At 57.1% G+C, this 25,465-nt stretch carries 26 protein-coding genes; 18 read left to right on the top strand and 8 right to left on the bottom strand.

Annotated features, from left to right (window positions below; all coding sequences use genetic code 11):
- Positions 1–13 precede the first annotated feature (13 nt).
- Positions 14–553 (top strand): 50S ribosomal protein L7/L12-serine acetyltransferase, encoded by a 540-nt coding sequence (rimL, locus tag IM267_RS15300; protein ID WP_112792297.1) that lies wholly within the window; start codon positions 14–16, stop codon positions 551–553.
- Here the strand turns inward: rimL and ydcK are convergent.
- Positions 548–1,528, bottom strand: a complete 981-nt coding sequence (gene ydcK / locus IM267_RS15295; RefSeq protein ID WP_193033749.1) for a YdcK family protein — start codon at positions 1,526–1,528, stop codon at positions 548–550. The two genes, rimL and ydcK, sit on opposite strands and share 6 nt — an antisense overlap.
- Positions 1,529–1,649: 121 nt before the next feature.
- On the opposite strand from ydcK, the gene tehA reads away from it, so the two are divergent.
- Positions 1,650–2,648: a dicarboxylate transporter/tellurite-resistance protein TehA gene (gene tehA, locus IM267_RS15290; protein WP_193033748.1), complete on the top strand. Its 999-nt coding sequence runs from the start codon at positions 1,650–1,652 to the stop codon at positions 2,646–2,648.
- The gene (gene tehB / locus IM267_RS15285; protein ID WP_063866742.1) at positions 2,645–3,238 is read left to right on the top strand and encodes a tellurite resistance methyltransferase TehB; all 594 of its coding nucleotides are present in this window, start codon (positions 2,645–2,647) and stop codon (positions 3,236–3,238) included. The genes tehA and tehB overlap by 4 nt, the downstream gene beginning before the upstream one ends.
- Here tehB and pepT read toward each other — a convergent pair.
- Complete coding sequence (gene pepT / locus IM267_RS15280; RefSeq protein ID WP_193033747.1) at positions 3,235–4,464, bottom strand: peptidase T; 1,230 nt, start codon at positions 4,462–4,464, stop codon at positions 3,235–3,237. The two genes, tehB and pepT, sit on opposite strands and share 4 nt — an antisense overlap.
- A gap of 111 nt (positions 4,465–4,575) precedes the next feature.
- On the opposite strand from pepT, the gene IM267_RS15275 reads away from it, so the two are divergent.
- On the top strand, positions 4,576–6,171 hold the full coding sequence (locus tag IM267_RS15275; RefSeq protein ID WP_193033762.1) for an ABC transporter substrate-binding protein: 1,596 nt from the start codon (positions 4,576–4,578) through the stop codon (positions 6,169–6,171).
- A 135-nt stretch (positions 6,172–6,306) separates the two neighbouring features.
- On the top strand, positions 6,307–6,981 hold the full coding sequence (locus IM267_RS15270) for a DUF3313 domain-containing protein (RefSeq protein WP_063866739.1): 675 nt from the start codon (positions 6,307–6,309) through the stop codon (positions 6,979–6,981).
- A 33-nt stretch (positions 6,982–7,014) separates the two neighbouring features.
- On the opposite strand, the gene IM267_RS15265 is transcribed toward IM267_RS15270, so the two are convergent.
- A complete protein-coding gene (locus IM267_RS15265; RefSeq protein WP_112792302.1) occupies positions 7,015–7,911 on the bottom strand; it encodes a DMT family transporter in 897 nt (298 codons plus the stop codon).
- A gap of 174 nt (positions 7,912–8,085) precedes the next feature.
- Between IM267_RS15265 and IM267_RS15260 the strand changes: the two genes are divergently transcribed.
- On the top strand, positions 8,086–8,958 hold the full coding sequence (locus IM267_RS15260) for a helix-turn-helix domain-containing protein (RefSeq protein ID WP_107535337.1): 873 nt from the start codon (positions 8,086–8,088) through the stop codon (positions 8,956–8,958).
- Here the strand turns inward: IM267_RS15260 and IM267_RS15255 are convergent.
- Complete coding sequence (locus IM267_RS15255; RefSeq protein WP_193033746.1) at positions 8,938–10,104, bottom strand: benzoate/H(+) symporter BenE family transporter; 1,167 nt, start codon at positions 10,102–10,104, stop codon at positions 8,938–8,940. The genes IM267_RS15260 and IM267_RS15255 overlap by 21 nt on opposite strands.
- A 91-nt stretch (positions 10,105–10,195) precedes the next feature.
- On the opposite strand from IM267_RS15255, the gene IM267_RS15250 reads away from it, so the two are divergent.
- The gene (locus IM267_RS15250; RefSeq protein ID WP_063866735.1) at positions 10,196–10,723 is read left to right on the top strand and encodes a helix-turn-helix domain-containing protein; all 528 of its coding nucleotides are present in this window, start codon (positions 10,196–10,198) and stop codon (positions 10,721–10,723) included.
- Between the two features lie 80 nt (positions 10,724–10,803).
- Positions 10,804–12,768: a U32 family peptidase gene (locus IM267_RS15245; RefSeq protein WP_107535340.1), complete on the top strand. Its 1,965-nt coding sequence runs from the start codon at positions 10,804–10,806 to the stop codon at positions 12,766–12,768.
- On the opposite strand, the gene IM267_RS15240 is transcribed toward IM267_RS15245, so the two are convergent.
- Complete coding sequence (locus tag IM267_RS15240; protein WP_107535341.1) at positions 12,765–12,998, bottom strand: DUF2554 family protein; 234 nt, start codon at positions 12,996–12,998, stop codon at positions 12,765–12,767. The genes IM267_RS15245 and IM267_RS15240 overlap by 4 nt on opposite strands.
- 243 nt (positions 12,999–13,241) lie before the next feature.
- Between IM267_RS15240 and IM267_RS15235 the strand changes: the two genes are divergently transcribed.
- On the top strand, positions 13,242–13,604 hold the full coding sequence (locus IM267_RS15235) for a hypothetical protein (protein ID WP_015570547.1): 363 nt from the start codon (positions 13,242–13,244) through the stop codon (positions 13,602–13,604).
- A 148-nt stretch (positions 13,605–13,752) separates the two neighbouring features.
- Here the strand turns inward: IM267_RS15235 and ftrA are convergent, their stop codons facing one another.
- Positions 13,753–14,751, bottom strand: a complete 999-nt coding sequence (gene ftrA / locus IM267_RS15230) for a transcriptional regulator FtrA (protein WP_193033745.1) — start codon at positions 14,749–14,751, stop codon at positions 13,753–13,755.
- A 73-nt stretch (positions 14,752–14,824) separates the two neighbouring features.
- Between ftrA and IM267_RS15225 the strand changes: the two genes are divergently transcribed.
- From IM267_RS15225 to zinT, 8 genes are all read left to right on the top strand, one after another.
- Positions 14,825–15,241, top strand: coding sequence for a rhodanese-like domain-containing protein (locus IM267_RS15225; RefSeq protein WP_063866732.1), 417 nt, complete (start codon positions 14,825–14,827; stop codon positions 15,239–15,241).
- Between the two features lie 150 nt (positions 15,242–15,391).
- Positions 15,392–16,495 (top strand): cobalamin-independent methionine synthase II family protein, encoded by a 1,104-nt coding sequence (locus tag IM267_RS15220; RefSeq protein WP_193033744.1) that lies wholly within the window; start codon positions 15,392–15,394, stop codon positions 16,493–16,495.
- A gap of 200 nt (positions 16,496–16,695) precedes the next feature.
- Complete coding sequence (urtA, locus tag IM267_RS15215) at positions 16,696–17,967, top strand: urea ABC transporter substrate-binding protein (RefSeq protein WP_193033743.1); 1,272 nt, start codon at positions 16,696–16,698, stop codon at positions 17,965–17,967.
- A 23-nt stretch (positions 17,968–17,990) separates the two neighbouring features.
- Entirely contained in the window at positions 17,991–19,565 is a 1,575-nt protein-coding gene (gene urtB / locus IM267_RS15210; RefSeq protein ID WP_193033742.1) for an urea ABC transporter permease subunit UrtB, read from the top strand.
- Entirely contained in the window at positions 19,565–20,638 is a 1,074-nt protein-coding gene (gene urtC, locus IM267_RS15205; RefSeq protein ID WP_193033741.1) for an urea ABC transporter permease subunit UrtC, read from the top strand. The genes urtB and urtC overlap by 1 nt, the downstream gene beginning before the upstream one ends.
- Positions 20,638–21,435, top strand: a complete 798-nt coding sequence (gene urtD / locus IM267_RS15200; protein ID WP_064910555.1) for an urea ABC transporter ATP-binding protein UrtD — start codon at positions 20,638–20,640, stop codon at positions 21,433–21,435. Before urtC ends, urtD begins: the two co-directional genes overlap by 1 nt.
- 9 nt (positions 21,436–21,444) lie before the next feature.
- The gene (urtE, locus tag IM267_RS15195; protein WP_063451340.1) at positions 21,445–22,143 is read left to right on the top strand and encodes an urea ABC transporter ATP-binding subunit UrtE; all 699 of its coding nucleotides are present in this window, start codon (positions 21,445–21,447) and stop codon (positions 22,141–22,143) included.
- 52 nt (positions 22,144–22,195) lie between these two features.
- Positions 22,196–22,834, top strand: coding sequence for a metal-binding protein ZinT (gene zinT / locus IM267_RS15190; RefSeq protein WP_193033740.1), 639 nt, complete (start codon positions 22,196–22,198; stop codon positions 22,832–22,834).
- A gap of 46 nt (positions 22,835–22,880) precedes the next feature.
- Here zinT and ydeE read toward each other — a convergent pair whose 3' ends face one another.
- Entirely contained in the window at positions 22,881–24,098 is a 1,218-nt protein-coding gene (gene ydeE / locus IM267_RS15185; RefSeq protein ID WP_236329766.1) for an efflux MFS transporter YdeE, read from the bottom strand.
- Positions 24,099–24,291: 193 nt separating this feature from the next.
- On the opposite strand from ydeE, the gene eamA reads away from it, so the two are divergent.
- On the top strand, positions 24,292–25,191 hold the full coding sequence (eamA, locus tag IM267_RS15180; RefSeq protein WP_193033738.1) for an O-acetylserine/cysteine exporter: 900 nt from the start codon (positions 24,292–24,294) through the stop codon (positions 25,189–25,191).
- 38 nt (positions 25,192–25,229) lie between these two features.
- On the opposite strand, the gene marB is transcribed toward eamA, so the two are convergent.
- Positions 25,230–25,445, bottom strand: coding sequence for a multiple antibiotic resistance protein MarB (gene marB, locus IM267_RS15175; protein WP_063866723.1), 216 nt, complete (start codon positions 25,443–25,445; stop codon positions 25,230–25,232).
- Positions 25,446–25,465: the final 20 nt, after the last annotated feature.

The raw sequence follows: 25,465 nt of genomic DNA, 5'->3' as shown, positions 1-25,465 counted from the left end.
AATAAGAGGCACTATGTCTTCAGAAATTATCCCCGTTAACCAGGATATTGAGCTTCGCGCCGTTGAAGAACGTTATACCGCCGATCTGCATAACCTCGTGATTAAAAACAAAACCTGGCTGCAAACCGCCTTTGACTGGGCGCAGCATGTCGGCAGCGAAGAGGACACGCGACGCAACGTGCAGAGCAACCAGATGCTGCACGAGCGCGGTTACGCCAAAATGTTCCTGATTTTCATGAACGACGCGCTGGTGGGCGTGCTCTCCTTTAACGCCATCGAGCCTGCGAACAAGGCCGGGTACATTGGCTACTGGCTCGACGAAGCGCATCAGGGGCAGGGCATTCTCTCTCAGGCGCTCCAGGCGTTTATGCGCTATTACGTTGAGCGCGGCGAGATCCGCCGCTTTGTCATTAAATGTCGCGTAGATAACCAGAACAGTAACCGTGTGGCTCAGCGCAACGGTTTTGCGCTGGAAGGATGCCTGCGGGAAGCGGAAATGCTCAATGGCCGCTACGATGACGTGAATCTTTACGCCAGGCTTTTCCCGCTATAGTGCCCCCAGCAGCGGCGTTCGGGTGATCCGCGTGTCGCCGTTGATCACTTTAGATCCCCGGACGTGAATGCTTTCACCCTCAAGCGCCTCAATAACCGCATCGTCTGAAATTTCCACCTGATGCTCAATCAGTACATCGCCACTGATACGCGCCCGGCCCTGAATCACGACGTGGTCGTCAATCAGGATCGGCCCGCCGCGCAACCACGCCTCGCCGCCTATCAGCACGTGATGTTTAATAACGCAGTTGCCTTCGACGAGGGCGTTTTCCGCAACCTGTGAACTGTACCGCAACGTCGGGATTGCATCGTCCTCTGAGCCTGCCAGCAGGCGGGCGTTGCCGTACACTTTGGCGCAGTCGCACACCCAGACGTTATTAAGCGCGTTGCCCTCAAGAATGGCGCGATCGAACACCTCAGCGCGGTGCTCTACAAAGGCCCAGGTCACCATGGCATCGCCGTAAATTTGCGCCTGATGCACAATACGCGACTGGCTGACCGTTGCGCTGTCATAGATTTGCAGGATCTGCTCGCGGTCGGGCGTAAGCCCTTTGGCTGCGATCACCATGCTGTTATGCAGCACCCGCGCATCACCTGCGATGCGGCATTCCCCGCGCACCGTAGAGTGCTGAATAGTGACGTTGTCACTTATTATCGCACCGTGACTCACCTCGGCGGCGTCCAGCCAGCTGTTGCCGCTAACGTGTGCGCGGTGGCTTACGATGCAGGGCTGGGTAAGGCGGGCATTACCGGATACCCGGGCACCGGCAAAGACCACGCTGTTTTCATCGTAAATCCAGCAATCCCCGTCCTGTGCGAGGACGTTCTCATCCTCAACCCAACCGCCTTTTGTCCCGCGGGCAACATCGTTAAAATCGTCCACGGCAACAATCTGTCTGAGGGACGTTGTGCACGGCGTGGTCCCGTCCTGCCAGCGCCACAGACGGGTTTCATTGCTAAGCCGATATTTTGTCATCGTCTGATCCCTGAAAAGCCTTTCACTAAACGTAGCAAACTTTTGGCTTGTCGAAGTGCTGGCGTCCACACGGGAAACCCCTTAAAATGGCATTTCAAATACATTTTAAAGTTTAAAAAAAATGCATAATGAAAACCAACGCGTTCTTAACTTGCCCGCCGGGTACTTTGGCATGGTATTGGGTACCATTGGCATGGGGTTCGCCTGGCGTTATGCCAGCACTGTATGGCCGGTTACGCGCTGGCCGGGAGAGATCCTGGTGGCGCTGGCGGTGACGATCTGGTTCTTTTTGAGCGTAGTGTTTCTCACCCGTGCGGTACGGTTTCCACGCAGCGTGCTGGCAGAGATGCGACATCCGGTGATGAGCAGTTTTGTCAGCCTGTTTCCCGCCACAACGATGCTGGTGGCCATCGGCTTCGTGCCGTGGTACCGCCCGATGTCGCTGGTGTTATTTAGTGTGGGCGTGGTGATCCAGCTTGCGTATGCCGCCTGGCAAAGCGCCGGGCTGTGGCGCGGTAAGCACCCGGGAGAGGCGACAACGCCGGGCCTCTATCTGCCAACGGTGGCGAACAATTTTATTAGCGCGATGGCCTGCGGCGCGCTGGGTTTCCACGATGCCGGACTGGTGTTCCTTGGCGCCGGCGTCTTTTCCTGGCTGAGCCTGGAGCCGGTCATTTTGCAGCGCCTGCGCAGCGCCGGCGAACTGCCCGCAGCGCTTCGTACCTCGCTCGGGATCCAGCTTGCGCCAGCCCTGGTGGCCTGTAGCGCCTGGCTTAGCGTCAACGGCGGCGAAGCGGATACCTTCGCCAAAATGCTGTTTGGCTATGGCTTGTTACAGCTGCTGTTTATGCTGCGTCTGATGCCGTGGTATCTGTCGCAGCCGTTCAACGCGTCGTTCTGGAGCTTCTCGTTCGGGGTCTCGGCGCTGGCGACCACCGGTTTGCATCTTGGGCAAAGCAGCCCGTCAGGGTTCTTTCACGCCCTTGCTGTTCCACTGTTTATTTTCACCAACGTCATCATCGCGATGCTGCTGGTCCGTACTTTTATCTTGCTGATGCAGGGCAAACTTCTGGTGCGCGCTGATAAGGCACTGCTTATGCAATCTGAGGAAAAACAATGACTGTCGATGAAAACTACTTTACCGAGAAATATGGTCTGACCCGCACCCACTCAGAGGTGTTACATAGCGCGAATATTGTTAAGCCGGGTAAAACGCTCGATCTCGGTTGCGGAAATGGCCGTAACAGCCTTTACCTGGCGGCCAACGGCTATGACGTGACGGCGTGGGATAAAAACCCGATGAGCATCGATAACATTGAGCGCATTAAGGCGGCGGAAGGGATTACGAATCTGCACACGGCGATTCAGGATCTGAACAGCCTGACCTTTGACGGCGAATATGACTTTATTCTTTCTACCGTCGTACTGATGTTCCTTGAGGCGAAAACCATCCCTGGTCTTATCGCCAATATGCAGCGCTGCACCAGGCCGGGCGGCTATAACCTGATCGTTGCGGCGATGGATACAGAGGATTATCCGTGTACCGTTGGTTTCCCGTTTGCGTTCAAAACCGGAGAACTGAGCAACTATTACCAGGGCTGGGAGCTGCTCAAGTACAACGAAGAGGTGGGTGAACTCCACCGTACCGATGCCAACGGGAACCGTATCAAGCTGCGCTTCGCCACCCTGCTTGCACGCAAGCCCGCTTAACGCGCGGCCAGCAGACAGAGTTGCAGGGCGGTGCGGTAGGACGCCTCGAACGACGAAAGCGGTAAAAACTCAAACTTTGAATGGAAGTTATGGGCGCCGGTGAAGAAGTTCGGGGTGAGCAAGCCTTTGGCTGACAGCGCTGCGCCGTCCGTGCCGCCGCGCATCGGCGTTGGCTTGGGCGCGATACCGAGCGATTTCATTGCCTCGAACATCAGGTCGATGGCGCGGCGATCTTCATCAATCGCGTTACTGATATTGCTGTAGGTGTCCTCGATGTGGACTTCCACGTTTGCTGTAGGGTGTTGCGCGGCTATTTGCGCCGCCACATCGGTAATTTGCTGCTTGCGGGCGGCAAAACCCTGTTTGTCGAAATCACGGATGTTGGCTTTCAGCACCGCTTCGTTTTGTCCGGTCTGGATGCCGTTAAACCAGATGTAGCCCTCGCGCCCTTCGGTGCATTCCGGGGTTTGCTGGCGATCGAACTGGCTGATGAAGTCCGTGGCCATCAGGAGTGGGTTGACCAGCACCCCTTTGGCGGACATCGGGTGGGCCGTTACGCCAGTAAAGCGAATGTCAGCCGCTGCCGCGTTGAAGTTCTCATAAACAATTTCACCCAGTTCGCAGCAGTCGATGGTCCAGGCAAAATCGACGTCGAAGCGTTTCAAATCCAGCGCTTTCGCACCGCACAGGCCAATCTCCTCGTCAGGCACAAACGCCACCACAATATCGCCATGCTTATGCTCGGCCGTCAGGTTTTCCAGTACCGTCATAACCACGGTGACGGCCGCTTTATTATCTGCGCCTAATACGCTGGTTCCGTCGCTGAAAATAATCTCTTCATTAGGGTAAGCCAGAATTTCCGGGTGCTCTTTGACGCGCAGCCAGATCCCTTTCTCTTTATTCAGGCAGAGATCTTCACCCCTAAACGTTAATATTTGCGGATGAATATCCGGAGATAAACCGACGTCTACCGTGTCGATATGAGTAATAAAACCAATGCGCGGTGCGCCCGCGACATTGCCTTTTTTCACGGCGGTAACGGTAGCGAATTCATCAATCACAATGTCGTCCAACCCCAGCTTTTCCAGCTCGTTCGCCAGTTCCCGCGCCATGTCGTACTGGCCCGGCGTGGAGGGCAACGTTTTCACTTTTGGATCGCTCTGGCTGGTAATGGCGAGATAACGAAAAAAGCGACGGGTTAATTGTCTGGAGAGTTCAGAGCCCATAGTGTTTCCTTCTGTATTTATTTTTCATGTGTTTGCGCCATCACTTTAATGTTATTTATGGAACGGCAAAAGAAGTAATTAGCCGTCGAATTAAAAAGACAGGAAATAATGATGAAAAGCACATTCACAACGATAACGCTGGCGCTGGCTGCGCTGACGGTCAGTTCCACCGTCGCGGCAAAAACGCTGGTGTATTGCTCTGAAGGATCGCCGGAAAACTTCAATCCTCAGCTATACACCTCGGGAACCAGCGTGGATGCCAGCGCCGTACCGGTTTATAACCGTCTGGTCGATTTCACACCCGGCACCACCGAACTGGTGCCGAGCCTGGCCGAAAGCTGGGAGGTGAGCGAGGATGGCAAGATCTACACCTTCCACCTGCGCAAAGGGGTGAAATTCCACAGTAATAAGCTGTTTACGCCGACGCGCGACTTCAACGCGGATGACGTGATTTTCTCGTTTATGCGCCAGAAGGATGTGAATCATCCTTACCATAACGTCTCGAACGGCAGCTATTCCAACTTTGAAAGCCTGGAGTTTGGCAGCCTGATAACGGCTATCGACAAGATTGATGAGCACACCGTACGCTTCACCCTGGCGCACCCGGAAGCGCCGTTTGTCGCTGACCTGGCGTGGTATTTTGCCTCTATTCTGTCGGCGGAATATGCCGATGCCATGCTGAAAGCGGGCACGCCAGAAAAGGTCGATATGCAGCCGATTGGCACCGGTCCGTTTAAGCTGGCGCAGTACCAGAAGGATTCCCGCATCCTCTTTACCGCCTTCCCGCAATACTGGCAGGGGAAATCGAAGCTGGATCGTCTGGTGTTCACCATCACGCCGGACGCCTCGGTGCGTTTTGCCAAAGTTGAGAAGAACGAGTGCCAGGTGATGCCGTTTCCGAATCCGGCGGATCTGCCGCGCATGAAGGCCAACAAAGACATCAATCTGATGAGCAAGGCCGGCCTGAATACCGGTTTCCTGGCGTTTAACACGCAAAAGCCGCCGCTGGATAACCTGAAGGTGCGCCAGGCGCTGGCGATAGCGATTAATAAACCCGCCATCATTGACGCGGTGTTCCACGGAACCGGCACGGCGGCGAAAAACCTGCTGCCGCCTGGCGTCTGGAGTGCCGACAGCGCGCTGAAAGACTACGATTACGATCCTGAAAAAGCGAAGGCGCTGCTAAAGGCGGCGGGATTTGCTAACGGCGTCAGCATCGAACTGTGGGCCATGCCGGTGCAGCGGCCCTATAACCCGAACGCGAAACGGATGGCTGAAATGATCCAGGCGGACTGGGCGAAAGTTGGCGTACAGACCAAAATCGTGACCTATGAATGGGGCGAATACCTGAAGCGCGTGAAAGGAGGGGAACATCAGGCCGCGCTGATGGGCTGGACAACGGCGACAGGCGATCCGGATAACTTCTTCGGGCCGCTGTTTACCTGTACGTCCGCCAACGGCGGGTCGAACTCGGCAAAATGGTGTTATAAGCCCTTTGATAACCTGATTGCCGAAGCTAAATCGATAACCGATCGCGAAAAACGCGTGGCGCTGTACAAGCAGGCGCAGCAGATGATGCACGATCAAATGCCGGCGGTGATGATTGCCCACTCGACCATTTTTGAGCCGGTCCGTAAAGAGGTCACGGGCTATGAAATCGATCCCTTCGGCAAGCACCTGTTCTGGCAAGTGGATCTGAAAGAGTAATAGTTATACTGCCCGGTTTCAGCCGGGCACTATTTTCGCTATTTGTGCTGTCTTCGTCATTTTTTGCCACACCACGTTCCCTCCTTTTTTGTTATAACTTCAAGTGCATACTTGCAGATAACATGGAATACCATCATGCGTACTCAGACTTTTTTTAAAGTTGCAGTGCTTTCTGGCCTGTTGGCCCTTTCAGGCTGCGCGTCAAAAGTCGCAGCCCCCGAGCAGTATTCGGGCTTTTTAAAAGATTACTCAGGCTTGCAGGAGATGACATCTGCAACCGGGAAGCCAACCCTGCGTTGGGTTGATCCTTCCTACAATGAGGCGAATTACGACAGCATTATCTGGACGCCGATTACCTATTACCCGGCGCCAAAACCGACCACTCAGCTTGGGCAAAAAACGCTTGATGAGGTGTTGAGTTATACCAATACCAAACTGAAAACCGCGATTGGCCAGCGTAAGCCGATTGTCACGACGCCAGGCAAACATAGCCTGATCTTCCGTGGCGCCATCACCGGCGTGAGCTCGGACAAAGAAGGTTTGCAGTTCTATGAAGTGGTTCCTGTCGCGCTGCTGGTTGCGGGAACGCAGATGGCAACTGGCCATCGCACCATGGATACGCATCTGTTCTTCGAAGGCGAGCTGATCGATGCGGCCACCAACAAGCCGGTGATTAAAGTTGTTCGTAAAGGTGAAGGTGAAGAGCTGGCAAATGAAAATACGCCGATAGGCTTCGCCACGCTGAAACAGGTTGTGGATGACATGGCGACGGATGCCACCATGTTTGATGTTCATCAGACTGCAAAATAATCAACACGGCCTGCACCTTCGCAGGCCGTTTTTTTATGCCGTCCGCAGGCGTCGGAACCAGGTCTCCGGTTTGGTAAACATCACCATATTTCCCCCCAGAATCAGCAGCAGGCCTGCGATCCCGTTGAGATGCCATACGTAGCCCTCGTAGATTGTTGAAATGGACAGGGCCACCAGCGGGAACAGCAGGGTGCTGTACGCGGCTTTACCGGGACCAATGCGGCCCACCAGCGTAAAATAGGCCCCGAAGGCAATCACCGAGCCAAACAGCGCAAGATACAGCAGCGCCCCCATATAGCTCACCGTCCATTCAGGCATAAAGCTATCGCCCCTGAAGAGGGCGATAAGGCCCATCACGACGGTGCCATACAGCATCGCCCAGGCATTGGTGGTCATGGTTTCCAGTCCGTTGCGCTGATGACGCATGCTGATCATATTCCCCAGCGAGAAGCCGTAGGTGCCGAGGGCGGAAAGTCCAATACCGGTGAGCAACGACGCGCTCCAGCCGCTGGCGAGCAGATCGTTCCAGAACAGGGTGATGATCCCGATAAGCCCCAGCGCTGCCGCCGTCCAGAAGCGTGCGGGCGGGCGCTGGCCGAAGAAGATAAAGCTGTTGATGGCGTTATACAGCACGGCCATCGAGAAGATCACCGACTCGAGGCCGGTATTGATATGGGCGGCGGCGGTGTAAAAGCACCAGAAGTTGAAGCAGAATACGCAGCAGCCCTGAAGCAGGCAGTAGAGGTGATCCCGCAGCGCCAGCCTGCGCAGGCGGCGAAGGGCGAGCAGGACAATCATCATGGTGGCGCTGGCCACGGCGAAGCGCCAGAAAATGGAAACCGGGGCGGGAACCGGCCCCTGTTGCAGAAAAATGGCGATCCAGGTGGTGCCCCAGATAACAACGACCAGCCCATAGAGTAATGCGTTCATGGTTTCTCTCTTCTCATACCGCGAAAAACCCCAGTGTGACGAAAGCGCGGGCGGGCGGCTTTCATCGGCTTGCGCCGGACTTGCACATTCTTGCGCTTTTTTCTCACGCGAACGCTGGTAACAGGCTGCAACACTTCATAGACTGACAGTCTGATTAATCACCTGTTTACGGCCATGTCTCTCGTTTACGACACCTTTGAAACGTTACGCCAACAAAATGCGGTGCTGCGGGAAACCGTCGCGCTCAATTCTGGCATTCAACTGGCGGCGTGGTACAACAAGCACGATACGATCACCGTAAAAAGCAACCACCATACGCTCAGCCTGTACGTGGCGGATGGCTATGAAAGCTATCAAAAAACCCCCGGTGGCTGGAAAAATGGCGGCGGGCCGGATCGTTTTTGCCTGATGCCCGAAGAGAGCGAATCCACGTGGGATATTCGTGACGACCTGTCGTTCGTCCACCTTTACTGCACCGATGAACATCTGCGGGACGTGGGGGAGAAAATCTGGGATAAACGTCCGCTATCGCTGACGCTGGATGAAAAAATCTTTGGCAGCGATCCGAAAATCACCGCCCTCTATCGTCAGTTTTTGCTGGGCTGCGACTGGCAGCAAAATGCCAACCAGCTCACCCTGAGCACCGCGTCGACCTTACTGCTGACGCATTTAGTCCAGCATTATTCCAGCGTACAGTGGAAGTTACCGGTGGTCACCGGCGGGTTATCGCCGTTTGTGCTGCGTAACGTAGTGGCCTTTATCGAGGAAAATCTGGCGCAACCCCTAACGCTGGCGGAGCTGGCGGGTCAGGCCGCACTCAGCGAGTATCACTTCGCCAGAATGTTCCGCCAGTCGATGGGGCTGGCGCCGCATCAGTACGTCATGCAGCGCCGCATGGAGAAGGCCAAAGCGCTGGTGCAGCACACCACCACGCCGCTCACCGACATCGCGCTGGCCTGCGGATTCAACTCCGCAAGCCACTTCAGTAACCGTTTTCGCAGCATGACGGGGATGACGCCGTCCCAGTTACGCGCGACGAAGGCGTGAAAAGACCGCGTAACATAACCCACCCAGCACCAGCCCCCAGAAGGCGGAGCCAATCCCCAGGATCGTGACGCCGCTGGCGGTCATCAGGAAGGTGACGATCGCCGCGTCGCGCTCCGCTTCATGATTCAGCGCCTGATACAGACTGCCGCTAATCGTACCGAGAAGCGCCAGACCGGCCAGCGTCTGGATCCCGCTCAGCGGCAGGGCGGCCATCAGCCCGGAAATCGAGCCGCCGAAAACCCCCGCCAGCAGATAAAACCCGCCTGCGGCCGCCGCGGCCAGCCAGCGTTTACTGGCATCCGGGTGGGCGTCCGGGCTCTGACAAATGGCGGCGGTGATGGCGGCGATGCAGATGGAATAGACGCCGAAGGGGGATAACACCAGCGCCAGCCCGCCGGTCGCAACGATAAGCGGTGAGACCGCCAGCGGGTAGCCCGAAGCCTGCATGGTGGCGAAGCCGGGCGCATTCTGCGACGCCATGGTCACCAGAAAGAAGGGCAAGCCGATACTTATCAGGCTGGTGAACGTGAACGCAGGGGCAATAAATTCAGGCATGATAACCGATAACGCCATTTTATTCGTGACAATGTCACTTCCGGCCCAGGCCGCGAGAATGCCCACCAGCAGCGTGACGACAATGGCGTAACGGGGAGCCACGGCTTTGGCCACCAGCCAGGCGGCCAGCATACTGCCGCAAAGAAAAAGGTGTCCCTCAATGTTGCTGAATGCCTTCAGGCCGAACTGTAACAGCACGCCCGCGAGCATAGCGGCGGCAAGCGAGTGCGGGATCAGCTTCATCAGCCGGGCAAACAGGCCGGTCACGCCGCACAGCAGGATCAGCGCATTTGCAAACATAAATACCCCGATGGTTTCCGCCAGCGTGACGCTATGCAGGCTGGTGGCGAGCAGCGCCGCGCCGGGCGTTGACCAGGCGGTCAGCACCGGCGCCTTGTACCACCACGATAACGCAAGCGTGCTGATCCCCATCCCGAGGCCCAGCGCGGTCATCCATCCGCCGATTTGCTGTGGGGTTGCGCCTGCCGCTGCGGCGGCCTGCCAGATAATGGCGGCAGAGCTGGCATAGCCCACCAGGACGGCAACAAAACCGGCCAGTACGGCAGGAAAGAGAGGGGCAGTCGATCGCATGGGAACTCCGTTGTGCGTTATAACATCCGGCGTAAGGTATCACTGTGCGCTATAGCGTACAAGTGATATGCTTCGCACAACGGGAGGAACCATGGATATTACGCAACACCTTGCCACCACACTGAAAGCGCTGCGTCAGGCGCGGGGCTGGAGCCTGTCGAAACTGGCGGAAGAGACGGGCGTGTCGAAAGCGATGCTTGGGCAAATCGAACGCAACGAGTCCAGCCCGACGGTCTCCACCCTGTGGAAAATCGCCACCGGGCTGAACGTGCCTTTTTCGGCGTTTATTACCCCAGAGAGCGACCCGCAGGCGGTATTTGATCCGCAGCAGCAGGCGATGGTAGTGAAGCCGCTTTTCCCCTGGGACGACCAGCTCAGGTTTGACCATTTCTCCATCACGCTGTCGCCCGGCGCGCTGAGCGAGTCCACCCCGCACGAAGCCGGGGTGATTGAACACGTGGTGGTGATAAGCGGTGAACTGGAGATGCAGATCGACGGCATCTGGCGGACGATTTATGCTGATTCTGGGGTGCGTTTTGCCGGCGACAAACCGCACGCGTACCGCAACAGCAGCGCCCGGACGGTCCATTTTCACTCTCTGATCCATTATCCCCGCTAAAGCGTCGCAAAACGGTTTCACTGACACAGACTTCTGACTACAATAGCCGCCATTTTGACCATAACGGATAACGACGAAGTATGCGCCTGCACTCCCATCATCTTGAACTGCTTAGCCCGGCCCGCGACGCCGCCATTGCCCGTGAAGCCATTCTTCACGGTGCGGATGCCGTCTACATTGGCGGCCCTGGCTTCGGTGCCCGTCATAACGCCAGCAATAGCCTGCGCGACATTGCCGAACTGGTGCCGTTCGCCCACCGTTTCGGGGCGAAGGTGTTCGTGACCCTGAACACCATTCTTCATGATGATGAGCTCGAGCCTGCGCAGCGTCTGATAACCGATCTCTACCAGACCGGCGTTGACGCGCTGATCGTTCAGGATATGGGCGTGCTGGAACTGGATATCCCGCCGATTGAGCTGCACGCCAGCACCCAGTGCGATATCCGCACCGTTGAGAAGGCAAAGTTCCTTTCGGACGTTGGGTTCACACAGATTGTTCTGGCGCGCGAGCTGAACCTGAACCAAATCCGCGATATTCACCAGGCGACCGACGCCACTATTGAATTCTTTATCCACGGTGCGCTGTGCGTGGCGTATTCCGGGCAGTGTAATATCTCTCATGCCCAGACGGGGCGCAGCGCTAACCGGGGCGACTGCTCTCAGGCCTGCCGTCTGCCGTATACCCTGAAAGACGATCAGGGCCGCGTGGTGGCGTTCGAAAAACACCTGCTGTCGATGAAAGATAACGATCAGACGGCGAACCTCGGCGCGCTGATCGACGCCGGCGTGCGCTCCTTCAAAATTGAAGGGCGCTACAAGGACATGAGCTACGTGAAAAATATCACCGCCCATTATCGTCAGATGCTGGATGCCATCATCGACGATCGCGGTGATCTGGCCCGCGCCTCTGCCGGACGTACGGAGCATTTCTTTATTCCGTCCACGGACAAAACCTTCCACCGCGGCAGCACGGATTACTTTGTGAATGCGCGCAAAGGGGACATCGGCGCGTTTGACTCACCGAAATTTATCGGCCTGCCGGTGGGTGAAGTGCTGAAGGTGGCGAAGGACCATCTCGACGTTCAGGTTACAGAGCCGCTGGCGAACGGCGACGGTCTCAACGTGATGATTAAACGTGAAGTGGTCGGTTTCCGCGCCAACACCGTGGAGAAAACCGGCGAAAACCGCTATCGCGTCTGGCCGAACGAAATGCCTGCCGACCTCTACAAAGCCCGTCCCAACGCGGCGCTGAACCGTAACCTGGACCACAACTGGCAGCAGGCGTTGCTCAAGACCTCCAGCGAGCGCCGCATTGCGGTGGATATCGCACTGGGGGGCTGGGAAGAGCAGCTGATCCTGACCATGACCTGTGAAGACGGTATCAGCGTGACGCATACCCTCGACGGCATGTTCGAGGTAGCGAACAACGCGGAGAAAGCGCTGAACAACCTGAAGGACGGCGTGGCGAAGCTGGGTCAGACCATTTATTACGCGCGTAATATTGAGGTGAATCTGCCGGATGCGCTGTTCGTGCCGAACAGCCTGCTGAATCAGTTCCGTCGTGAAACGGCTGAGATGCTGGATGACGCCCGCCTGGCAAACTATCCGCGCGGCAGCCGTAAGGCCGAAGCGGTGCCTGCGCCGGTTTATCCGGACACGCATCTCTCCTTCCTGGCGAACGTTTATAACCATAAAGCGCGTGCGTTTTATCATCGTCACGGCGTGCAGCTGATTGACGCCGCGTATGAAGCGCATGAAGAGAAGGGCGACGTGCCGGTGATGATCACCAAACACTGCCTGCGGTTTGCCTTTAACCTCTGCCCGAAGCAGGCGAAAGGCAATATCAAAAGCTGGAAAGCAACGCCGATGCAGCTGGTGAATGGTGATGAAGTGCTAACGCTGAAATTCGACTGCCGTCCGTGTGAAATGCACGTTATCGGTAAGATGAAGAATCACATCTTCAAAATGCCGTCGCCTGGCAGCATTGTGGCCTCCGTCAGCCCTGACGACTTGATGAAAACCCTGCCGAAGCGTAAAGGCAGCTAACCCGGAAAGTGGGTATCGGGTTTGCGCGATTTCTGCCAGGAATGGCGCTCGCGCAACCCCTCCGCAGATTCCTCTGCCTCGCTGCGTAACGCGTCGCTGTCAGCTTCATGACGAAGCTGATGGTCGGCGTTTTTTACATACAGAAATTCATGTCCTTTGTGCTCCGCCATAATCTGCCCTGAGAACAGAGCGCTTATCAGCAGCAGTAGCGACAACCCTTTTCTGAACATCCTTCATCCCCCGAAAATACGCCAGGGTTATCGTAGGGATAATTTCATAGAGTAATTATTTGACTGTTCAAATTTGAGAAAACAGACTGTCAAAATTTGTGATCGCAATACAGCGCATCTGAGACTATTCTTAAAAGCAATATTGACGTTGTAAACTCCCATTTCTGGTATGAAAAGAGCAGCTAGATTTATGGGGAAATCATTTACAATAAGATTTTTCTGGCTAAGGATTGGATCTAATAAATGAAAAAAATAATCGTGCTATCACTTCTGGGCGTAGTGGTTGCTGTGGGTGCTGCTGCCAGCATCTATTCAAACGAAGAACCAGAATATATTCAGTCAGCGAAAAGCCGCGTCGGATCGTATTTAACCAGTGATTACGGCCGCGTCGAATGTAATAGCACCCAGGTAAGTGAAGATCGCTGGGAGCTGGGCTGCACCAACAAGGCGAGGGGGAAAACCTTTCAGTTTGCCGTTTACCCATCCGAGCAGGCACCGTACGGAGTCTCTCGCGCGTTCTATCTCGAAGCGATTAATGATGATGCCCGCCAGAGCGCCGAGCAGGGGCTGATGCGTTATCTGCAAATTAATACCAAAGCGGGTTAATCGATTCGTTTATGCTTCGTTGAGGCTCACGGTGGTAGATTGCAGGTGATCCACATCCCGGTATTGAATACCGGAGCGTAGATACCAAAATACAAATCTATCCATGCAAGCATTTACCGCCAGAATATGGCGGTTTTTTTTTGCCTTTTTATCGGGTCGGCTGCAAAAACCGCTTTCGATATTGCGTCGGGGAAAGGGCAAATTGCTGGCGGAAATGGTGGCGCAGCGTGGCGCTGAGTCCAAAACCGGTTTGTTCTGCAATATTGTCGATGCTGAGTCGGCTATTTTCGAGATAATCCTTCGCCCGCTGCAATCTCGCCGTCAATAACCAGCGCGCGGGCGTGGTTCCGGTCGCGTCCTGGAAACGGCGCAGAAAGGTACGCTGACTCATGCCAACCCGCAGGGCCAGCGACCCGACGGTATGTGGCACGGCAAGATGCTGATGAAGATAATCAAACAGCTGACCCAGGCGCTGACTTTCCCGTAGCTGAGCCACCGGCCGGCTAAGCTGCTGGGTTTGCGAGCCGTCTCTGTGGGGCGGGATCACCAGCCGACGCGCCACGCGGTTTGCCGCCTCCATACCGTAATCCCGGCGCACCACGTGCAGGCACAGATCGATCCCCGCCGCGCTGCCGGCGGAGGTAAGAATATCCCCCTCGTCCTGATACAGCACATCTTCAACCACGGTGACGGCGGGAAAACGTGATTTCAGCGCGTGCGTGTAACGCCAGTGGGTGGTCGCCTTCCGCCCGTTGAGCAGGCCCGTGGCTGCCAGCACAAAAACGCCAGAACAGATTGAGAGCAGCTGACAGCCGCGGGCATGCGCCGCGCATAACGCCTGACAGAGCGCCTCGGGTACGGGTTCGTCCAGCCCTCGCCAGCCGGGTACGACTATCAGATCCGCCGTCTCCAGCAGGTGCAGATCGCCATCGGCCAGAATGCGTATCCCGCCCGTTGCCCGGAGTTCGCCTTCATCCACGCTCGCCACGGCGAACCGATACCAGTCGTCGCCCATCTCCGGGCGCGGCAAGCCAAAGATTTCTACCGCCACGCCAAACTCAAAGGTGCACAAACCGTCATACGCCAGCACGACCGCGCGGGGGGGAGTGTGTCGTAAGTTTGTCATCTTTTTGCTGTTTTCTGGCATAGGCGGAGGCATTCATGGGCTGTATTAAGGGATAGAGTAGTGTTAACACAAACACCACAAATGAGGAAGATTCATGAGCTATGTTACTGAATTTCCGGCTGCCGAGCCGCAGGAAGCCGTGGGGCATTTTCTGCGACGCTTAAGCGTAGAGACGGACTGCGCCGATGTGCAACACGCCATATCCAGCGGTGAGCAGGACTTCGCTCTGCTGCACGTGGTCGGGAAGCCCGAGCATTTTGCCCGGCGTCATCTGCCCGGCGCGCAGCATTTACCCTGGAGCCAGATTACCGCAGAGCGGATGAACGCGTGGCCGGCGGGCACGCTATTTGTCGTCTATTGTGCAGGCCCGCACTGCAACGGCGCGGACAGGGCGGCGCTGAAGCTGGCGCGTCTCGGTCTGCCGGTCAAGATTATGCTCGGGGGCATGACCGGCTGGGAGGATGAGCAGTTCGCGTTTGCAGGATCGTCATCATCCGGTTCTGGAACATGAATTTTTTTCAACACCGATGAAATTTTCTCGTTTGTCGTGAGGCAGGGGGTGTGACATCTTCTTAGGACGTTTAGACATCCAGAAGTCTAAAGATTCAAGAGATAAATTATCACTGTGGGCAATTAACGCCGACAGACAAAGGAGATTTCCATGCAGCGACACCACGCCCCGTTCCGCGCCGATGTAGTCGGCAGCTTTTTACGCCCGGATTCCATTAAACAGGCTCGCCTGCAATTTGCCAGCGGTGAGATCGATGCCGGGCAGCTTCGCGCGGTCGAGGACGAGGCCATTCGCCACGTCGTTGAGCAGCAGTGCGCCTGCGGCCTGCACGTGGTGACGGACGGTGAGTTCCGCCGCGCCTGGTGGCACTTCGACTTCTTTGACGGGCTTCAGGGCGTGGAGCGTTATGACGCTCAGCAGGGCATTCAGTTCAACGGGGTGCAGACCAAAGCCCACGGCGTGCGCGTCACGGGCAAGCTGGGCTTCGGCGATCATCCTATGCTGGAAGACTTCCGCTACCTTAAAAGCATCAGCGGCAACGCGCAGCCGAAAATGACCATTCCGAGCCCGAGCGTGCTGCACTTCCGCGGTGGCCGCAAAGATATTGATGCCACGGTCTATCCGGACCTGAACGACTACTTTGACGATCTGGCAACCACCTGGCGCGACGCCATTCGGGCATTCTACGACGCGGGCTGCCGCTATCTGCAACTGGACGACACCGTATGGGCCTATCTCTGTTCGGAAGATCAGCGCCGCCAGATCCGGGAGCGGGGTGATGACGCCGACGAACTGGCCCGCATCTATGCCAACGTGCTGAACAAAGCGCTGGAAGGCAAGCCGGACGACCTGACCGTCGGACTGCACGTCTGCCGCGGCAATTTCCGCTCAACGTGGATTTCAGAGGGCGGCTATGAGCCGGTGGCAGAGGTGCTGTTCGGCACGGTTAACGTCGACGCATTCTTCCTGGAGTACGACAACGATCGTAGCGGCGACTTCGCGCCACTGCGTTTTGTGCGCCCGGGCAAACAGCAGGTGGTTCTGGGGCTCATTACCACCAAGCACGGCGAACTGGAGAACCCTGAAGGGGTGAAAGCGCGTCTGGAAGAAGCTGCGCAATACGTCGCGAAAGAGCAGATTTGCCTCAGCCCGCAGTGCGGATTTGCCTCCACGGAAGAGGGTAACAGCCTGAGCGAAGCCCAGCAGTGGGACAAAGTTCGCCTGGTGACGCAAATCGCCAGCGACGTCTGGTAACGCCCTCCACAGCGCTGCATTATTACAGTGCAGCGCTGTACCATTCTGAGTCGTTTCCCGTCATCCTTCTCTCGCATCCCTTTAAAATCTAGACTCTGCAACCTGGCACTCTTTTTGCTCTCCTGAAACTGACGTTACTTTTTCTGCGTCCAGGCGGTAACGGACGTCTTCGCACAGCTTTCTTTTTCAGGAGTGAAAATATGCACCGTCGTACCCTTTTTAAAGCGTTCGCCCTGTCCGCATCCGTCGTCGCCATGGGCATGAGCTTTGGCGTCCAGGCCGCAGACACCATCAAAGTTGGGATTATGCACTCTCTGTCTGGCACGATGGCCATCTCAGAAACACCCCTGAAAGATGTCGCCCTGATGACCATCGATGAAATCAACGCCAAAGGCGGCGTGCTGGGGAAAAAGCTGGAACCGGTGGTGGTCGACCCGGCATCCAACTGGCCGCTGTTTGCCGAAAAAGCCCGTCAGCTTCTGAGTCAGGATAAGGTCGCCGTGGTGTTTGGCTGCTGGACGTCGGTTTCGCGTAAATCGGTTCTGCCGGTCTTTGAAGAGCTGAACGGTTTGCTGTTCTATCCGGTGCAGTACGAAGGTGAAGAGATGTCGCCTAACGTCTTCTATACCGGCGCGGCACCCAACCAGCAGGCGATCCCAGCGGTGGAGTACCTGATGAGCGAAGACGGCGGCAGCGCGAAGCGCTTCTTCCTGCTGGGTACGGACTACGTTTACCCGCGCACGACTAACAAGATCCTGCGTGCCTTCCTGCACTCGAAGGGCGTGGAAGATAAAGATATTGAAGAGGTCTACACCCCGTTTGGTCACAGCGATTACCAGACCATCGTTGCCAATATCAAGAAATTCTCCGCGGGCGGCAAAACGGCGGTGGTCTCCACCATCAACGGTGATTCCAACGTGCCTTTCTACAAAGAGCTGGCGAACCAGGGGCTGAAAGCCACTGACGTGCCGGTGGTGGCGTTCTCGGTCGGCGAGGAGGAGCTGCGCGGTATTGATACCAAACCGCTGGTGGGTAACCTGGCGGCGTGGAACTACTTTGAATCCGTTGATAACCCGACCAACCAGACCTTCGTTGCGGCCTACAGAGCCTACGCGAAAGCGCACAAGCTGCCGAATGCCGACACCGTGGTCACCAACGATCCGATGGAAGCGACCTACGTTGGCCTCCATATGTGGGCGCAGGCGGTTGAGAAAGCCGGTACGACCGACGTGGATAAAGTGCGCGCGGCAATGGCGGGCCAGTCCTTCAGCGCGCCGTCCGGCTTTACGCTGACCATGGATGCCACCAACCACCACCTGCATAAGCCCGTCATGATCGGCGAAATCGAAGGTAACGGCCAGTTCAACGTCGTCTGGCAGACCGAACAGCCGGTACGCGCTCAGCCGTGGAGCCCGTTTATCGCCGGGAACGACAAAAAGCCTGACCAGCCGATGAAAACCGCCAGCAACTAAGCCAACACCCAGGGAGAGACGTCATGAACGCCATGCGCATCATTATTGCGATTGTGTGGCTTACCGGACTGCTGCCAGGGATGGCGCAGGCATCGGATGCCGATGATTTCGTTGCCGCCACCCGGAGCCAGCAGACCGCTATGCTGACCCGGTGGGCGGCCGCGCCGGAACCTGCACGTTTGCCGCTGCTTAAGGCGCTGCAAACCGAGAATCTTTATACCGACAGCCAGAAGCATGCTTTTACCCGCATCGACGGCGGCATGGTTGCACTGGGGGCATCAAAATCCGCCGAAGGGGCAACCAAAGCCGTGCGCCTCACCAACCGGCTGCGCGTATTGACCCTCACGGCGCTGGCGACCCATCAGCTTGTCAGTGACAGTGTCACGGAAAGGCGTCATGCCGCGCGGCAGCTTCAGCGTGATGCCCAGCCGGAGATGCTCGGCTTCCTGCAACAGCGAGCCGGTCGCGAAACGGACGATGTCACCCGGCAGTCTCTGATGCTGGCGCTGGCAAACCTTCAGCTGACGAGCCCACAGGCTGAAATACGGCTGAAGGCAGTTGAGCTGCTGGGACAGTCTGACGATCCGGACGTGCAGGCCACGCTGGCACCGCTCACCCAGGCGCAAACCGAACCGGATGCACGCGTACGTGCCGCAGCTACCGAAAGCCTGGACCGTATCCAGCACCGTCTGATGTGGGGCGAACTGCTGGGGCAGGCCTTTATGGGCCTGTCGTTGGGGTCGGTGCTGCTGCTTGCCGCCCTCGGGCTGGCTATCACCTATGGTCTGCTGGGCGTGATCAACATGGCGCACGGCGAGATGCTGATGCTCGGGGCATATGCCACCTGGATGGTGCAGCAGATGATGGCGCAGTGGATGCCTCAGTGGCTGGCGCTCTATCCGGTGATAGCGCTGCCGGTGGCGTTTTGCCTGACGGCTGGTATCGGCATGGTGCTGGAGCGCACGGTGATCCGCCATCTGTATGGCCGCCCGCTGGAAACGCTGCTCGCCACCTGGGGGATCAGCCTGATGCTCATCCAGCTGGTGCGCATGACCTTTGGCGCACAGAACCTTGAGGTCGCGAACCCGGCCTGGCTGTCCGGCGGCGTGCAGGTTTTCGCCAACCTGACGCTACCGTGGAACCGCATTGTGGTGCTCGGCTTTGTGCTGCTGGTGCTGTTTTTCACCTGGCTGATTCTGAACAAAACGCGTCTGGGTCTTAACGTGCGGGCGGTGACGCAAAACCGCAGCATGGCGGCCTGCTGCGGCGTGCCGACCGGACGGGTTGATATGCTGGCGTTTGGCCTCGGGTCCGGCATCGCCGGGCTGGGCGGCGTGGCATTGTCCCAGCTGGGGAACGTGGGGCCGGAGCTGGGTCAGGGGTACATCATTGATTCGTTCCTGGTGGTGGTGCTGGGCGGCGTCGGTCAGCTGGCCGGTAGCGTGGCGGCGGCCTTTGGACTTGGCATCTTCAATAAAATTCTTGAACCGCAGATGGGCGCGGTGCTGGGCAAAATCCTGATTCTGGTGGCGATTATTCTCTTTATCCAGAAGCGTCCGCAGGGGTTATTCGCACTGAAAGGGAGGGTGACAGACTGATGAGCCAGCCAATGACCTTAACACTGGCGCGCAGCGCACCGCGTACCACGCAGATTGTCGGCAGCCTGCTGATTGCGGCGCTGCTGGTGCTGCCTTTTCTCGCGCTGTTGCCTTCCACGCATCCGCTGTCTGTCTCCACGTGGATGCTGACGCTCGTCGGCAAAATCCTCTGCTACGCGGTTGTCGCCGTGGCCCTCGATCTGGTGTGGGGCTATGCCGGCATGCTCTCGCTGGGGCACGGCATATTCTTCGCCCTGGGCGGGTATGCGATGGGCATGTACCTGATGCGCCAGGCGGCTGGCGACGGCCTGCCCGCGTTTATGTCGTTTCTGTCGTGGAGCGAACTGCCGTGGTTCTGGTGGGGGACGCAGCATTTCGCCTGGGCGCTGGTTTTAATAGTGACGATCCCCGGCCTGCTGGCGCTGGTCTTCGGCTGGTTTGCTTTCCGCTCGAAGATCAAAGGGGTCTATTTCTCCATCATGACCCAGGCGCTGACGTATGCGGGGATGCTGCTTTTCTTTCGCAATGAAACCGGCTTTGGCGGCAATAACGGCTTCACCGGCTTCACCACGCTGCTCGGGTTTTCCGTCACGGCGACCACGACGCGGATCGCGCTGTTTATCGCGACCGTAATGCTGCTGCTTCTGGCTCTGGGCACAGGCTACGCGCTGGCGAAGAGTAAGTTTGGCCGCATTTTGACGGCGGTACGCGACGCGGAAAACCGCCTGACGTTTTGCGGCTACGATCCGCGCGGCTTCAAGCTGCTGGTCTGGACGCTCTCTGCCGTGCTGTGCGGCCTGGCGGGGGCGCTGTACGTTCCGCAGGTGGGCATTATCAACCCGGGCGAGATGTCGCCAACCAACTCCATTGAAGCGGCCATCTGGGTCGCGCTGGGGGGCCGCGGCACGCTGGTGGGCCCGGTGATGGGCGCGGCGCTGGTCAACGGTGCGAAGAGCTTTTTCACCGTGGCGATGCCGGAGTACTGGCAGCTGTTTCTGGGGCTGATTTTCATTGCCGTCACGCTGTTTTTACCGCGTGGCGTGTTCGGTCTGTTGCATAAGGGAGAGAAATAATGCAGCCCTCTGAAGGACTCTTTACCCGCCAGCTGCCGGGCGATCGTTACCGCGAGCAGACCGATCCGGTATTGCAGCTTGAGGCCATTAACGTCAGCTTCGACGGCTTTAAAGCGTTGACCGATCTCTCGCTGAATATCGGCGTCGGGGAGCTGCGCTGCATCATTGGGCCTAACGGTGCGGGCAAAACCACGCTGATGGACGTGATCACCGGCAAAACCCGGCCAAAAAGCGGAAAAGCCATTTACGATCAGTCCATCGATCTGACAACCCTTGAACCGGCTGCCATTGCCCGGCAGGGGATTGGGCGTAAGTTCCAGAAGCCGACGGTGTTTGAAGCGCTGACCGTATGGGAAAACCTTGAAATCGCCATGAAGGCCGACAGGTCCGTCTGGGCGAGCCTGCGGGCCACGCTCAGCGGCGAACAGCGCGACCGCATTGACGAAATGCTGTTATTGCTGCGGCTTGGCAGCGAGCGCGATCGCCGCGCCGGGCTGCTTTCCCACGGGCAGAAGCAGTTTCTGGAGATTGGCATGCTGTTGGTGCAGGACCCGCATCTGCTGCTGCTGGACGAACCCGCCGCCGGCATGACCGACGCCGAGACGGAATACACCGCCGAACTGTTCCGCACCCTGGCAGGTAAACATTCGTTGATGGTGGTTGAGCACGATATGGGCTTCGTTGAGACCATCGCCGACCACGTCACGGTGCTGCATCAGGGACGCGTGCTGGCAGAAGGCTCGCTTCGCGAGGTACAGGCCAATGAACAGGTGATTGACGTCTATCTGGGACGCTAAGGAGAACGCATGTTGCAGGTTAACGAGCTGAATCAGTACTACGGCGGAAGCCATATACTGCGCGGAGTGAACTTTGAAGCGGCCGTCGGGGAAGTCACCTGCCTTTTGGGGCGCAACGGGGTGGGCAAAACCACCCTGCTGAGGTGCCTGATGGGGCTGATCCCGGTGAAAACCGGGGAAGTGGTCTGGCAGGGGAAAACCATCACCCACAGTAAGCCGCACCAGCGGGTGCAGTCCGGCGTGGCGTATGTTCCCCAGGGGCGCGAGATTTTTCCCCGTCTCACCGTTGAGGAAAATCTGCTGATGGGGCTGTCGCGCTTTTCCGCGCGCAGTGCAAAAGGCGTACCGGAGGAGATATGGCAGCTTTTCCCGGTGCTGAAAGAGATGAAGCACCGTCGCGGAGGCGATCTTTCCGGTGGTCAGCAGCAGCAGCTGGCGATTGGGCGGGCGCTGGCGAGCCGTCCACGGTTGCTGATCCTGGATGAACCTACGGAAGGTATTCAGCCGTCGGTAATTAAAGAGATCGGCCAGGTGATCCGCAGCCTGGCAAACCGGGGGGATATGGCGATCCTGCTGGTGGAGCAGTTTTACGATTTTGCAGCGGAGCTGGCCGACAGCTATCTGGTGATGTCGCGCGGCAGTATTGTCCAGCACGGGCGCGGGGAAAATATGGAGCAGGAGGGCGTTCGAGGACTGGTTGCGATCTGAGATGTTATACTATAACATCGTCATTCTTATAACACGGAATGAGGGTTTTGCTTTGGCTGCACACGCTGGAAAAATTGCGCTGACTCTGGGAACGCTGCTGGTAAGCGGCTCGCTTTTTGCCCATTCGCACGGTCATCAGATGACGGAGGCGGAACAGAAGGCGGCGAACGGCGTCTTTGAGGATAAAGACGTCAGGGACAGAAAATTGTCTGACTGGGACGGTACCTGGCAGTCAGTTTATCCGTTCCTGCTTGATGGTTCGCTGGATCCGGTTTTTCAAAAGAAAGCAGAGAAGGGAGACAAATCCGCTGACGAGGTGAAAGCTTACTACCGCAAGGGTTACGCCACGGACGTGGACGGCATTGGTATTGAAAACAACGTGATGGCGTTCCACCGAGGTAAGACGGTGAGCAGCTGCCGCTACGACTACAGCGGCTACAAAATTTTGACCTATGCTTCGGGGAAAAAGGGCGTTCGCTACCTGTTTGAGTGTAAGGATAACGCGAGCCAGGCGCCGAAATTTGTGCAGTTCAGCGACCATACCATCGGGCCGAAAGCCTCTTCACACTTCCATATCTTCATGGGCAACACCTCCCACGAGGCGCTGCTGAAGGAGATGGATAACTGGCCGACCTACTACCCGAATGAAATGTACAAAGAGCAGGTGGTGGAAGAGATGTTGCACCACTAGGATGCTGATTTTGCCGGGTGGCGGCTTCGCCTTACCCGGCCTACGATTAGGGTTTTCCAGGTCGGGTAAGCGCAGCGCCACCCGACACGCTATTTTCACTTTTCACGCGCATTCCGCGCAAAATCATCAGCCACGCCGCGACGATGGCGGCCATCATAATAATAAATAACGACCAGTGCGGCAGATGCGTCAGGATCAGCCCGGTGATCATCGGGTTCGCCGCCGCTCCCAGCCAGCCCAGCGCCTGCGCGGAGAAGTAGCTCGCCTTCATGCCCGGCGGGGCGATATTGTCGATCAGCATGTATTCGCCCGGCGCATAGATAATTTCACCCAGGGTGAAAATCGCCGCCGCGATCCCCCAGTAAATCAGGTTCTCGCCGGAGAGCATAAACCCACCCAGCCCCAGGATGAAAAACAGCGTCGCGGCAGTCATTAGCGGGCGGATGTTGCTGGCGGAGATCTTGCGGCCAAGGGCGTATTGCAGGGTGACCACCACCACCGCGTTGACGGGCAACACAACGGCCACCACCTTTTCTGCGAAATCGCTGTCCGCATACGCGGCGAGGACATACTGGGAAATGCAGGTGGCGAACGATCCGCCCACGTAGGACGCCAGCAGGCCGGAGAGCGTGTACCAGAACAGCGCCCGGTCCTTCAGCAGCACCGAGGGCTGCCACGGCGCTTTTTCCTCCACGCTGTCAGACGCTACGCTTTTCTGCACAAAGAAATGGATAAACCCGAGCGGCAGTGCGGCGCAGAAGGCCGCCAGCCAGAACGGCAGTTGCAGGCTGTACATCACCAGCAGGGTGCCCATCGGCGGCCCGATGGTCCAGCCGATATTCAGAAAACTGTAGTTGAGCGAGAACACGCGCGCCTTTTCGCTGGTGGTCAGCACGTCGGCAAACCATGCTTTCAGTACCGTTGAGAATACGGAATAGGCGCAGTTAATCAGGGCAAAGAACAGCACCACCAGCGTAACGTTATTCACCAGCGGAATGGCCACAAACCCGGCAATAAAGGCCACGATGGCAATCAGCATATAGCGTTTTTTGTCGAACTTATCCGCCAGGATGCCAAACCCCAGGCTAAACACCACGCCTATGGTCAACGCCACGGTAAGGGCGTAGCCAATATTCTCCACGCTCATGTTGTACACGCGCGTGAGATAAATGGTCATAAAGGGCAGCGTTGCCCCGCGGCCAATTGTTAATAACAATGACGACGCCAGCAGCGCTGCGGTTGAGCGCCTGAGAGATGGTTTCATTTTCCTGCCCGACAAATGCTTATGCTTTTTTTGTTGTGTTATTACAGGATTATCACGGGATCGGCAGCTTGTATAGCACCCAATTTATCCGCAAGTGCTTCGCCTCTGTACCAGAATTAATGATCTTCTCGCGGGGCTATTTTTTCTGTTACCTTGAAGTGTTTACAAAAATTTAATAATTCAGGGGCGGAAGATGACGCGTAAAGACGGGCTGTTGGCGTTGCTGGTTGTGGTGGTGTGGGGACTCAATTTTGTGGTCATCAAAATGGGGTTGCACAACATGCCTCCGCTGATGCTGGCCGGTCTGCGCTTCCTGCTGGTGGCGTTCCCGGCGCTGCTGTTCGTTGCCCGTCCGAAAATTCCCCTCAAGCTGCTGCTGGGCTACGGCCTGACCATCAGTTTTGGTCAGTTTGCGTTTCTCTTTTGCGCCATTAAATTCGGTATGCCTGCGGGTCTGGCTTCGCTGGTGCTCCAGGTGCAGGCGTTCTTTACCATTATTCTCGGCGCGTTTGTCTTTGGCGAGCGCTTGCAGGGCAAACAGCTGGCGGGCATAAGCCTTGCGGTCTTTGGCGTGCTGGTGCTGATAGAAGGCAGCCTTAACGGTCAGCATGTCGCCCTGCTGGGCTTTATGCTGACCCTGGCGGCGGGGCTGAGCTGGGCGTGCGGCAACATCTTCAACAAGCTGATAATGCAGCACGAGGCGCGTCCGGCGGTGATGTCGCTGGTGGTCTGGAGCGCGTTGATCCCCATCGTGCCGTTTATGGCCGCGTCGTTTATTCTGGATGGCCCGCAGGTGATGCTGAAAAGCCTGGTGGAGATCGACCTGACGACCATTTTGTCGCTAATCTATCTGGCGTTAGTCGCCTCAATCATTGGCTACGGCATCTGGGGATCGCTGCTCGGGCGCTATGAAACCTGGCGCGTGGCGCCGTTATCGCTGCTGGTGCCGGTGGTCGGGCTTGCCAGCTCCGCACTTTTACTGGACGAAACGCTCAGCGCGCTGCAACTGTCTGGTGCGGGGTTGATTATGGCCGGGCTGTATATCAACGTCTTTGGCTTACGGGTGCGTCGGGCGACGCGAGTGCGGAGTTAAGGCAGAAAAAAGCCCCGCCATAGCGGGGCAAAAACGAATTACAGGTCGTGGTTGTAATACGGCACGCCTAATTCGTCGGATTTGTCGCTGCCAGCGCCCATGTGATTGAAGTCATAGGGAGACTGGCTTTGCGTGGACGGCATAATCATGGTGTCACGATTATTTTGCTGCCCCGCACTGGGGGTTTGCTCCGCGAAACTCTGGCCGGAAACCAGCACCAGCAAGGTGAGGGCGGCGGAGACGATAAATTTCATGATTTCCTCGGTTACGTCTT

It is taken from the genome of Enterobacter cloacae complex sp. P15RS (genome assembly GCF_014895905.1).
Taxonomy (GTDB): Bacteria; Pseudomonadota; Gammaproteobacteria; order Enterobacterales; family Enterobacteriaceae; genus Enterobacter; species Enterobacter quasihormaechei.
This window is presented reverse-complemented; position numbering and strand designations above follow the sequence as displayed.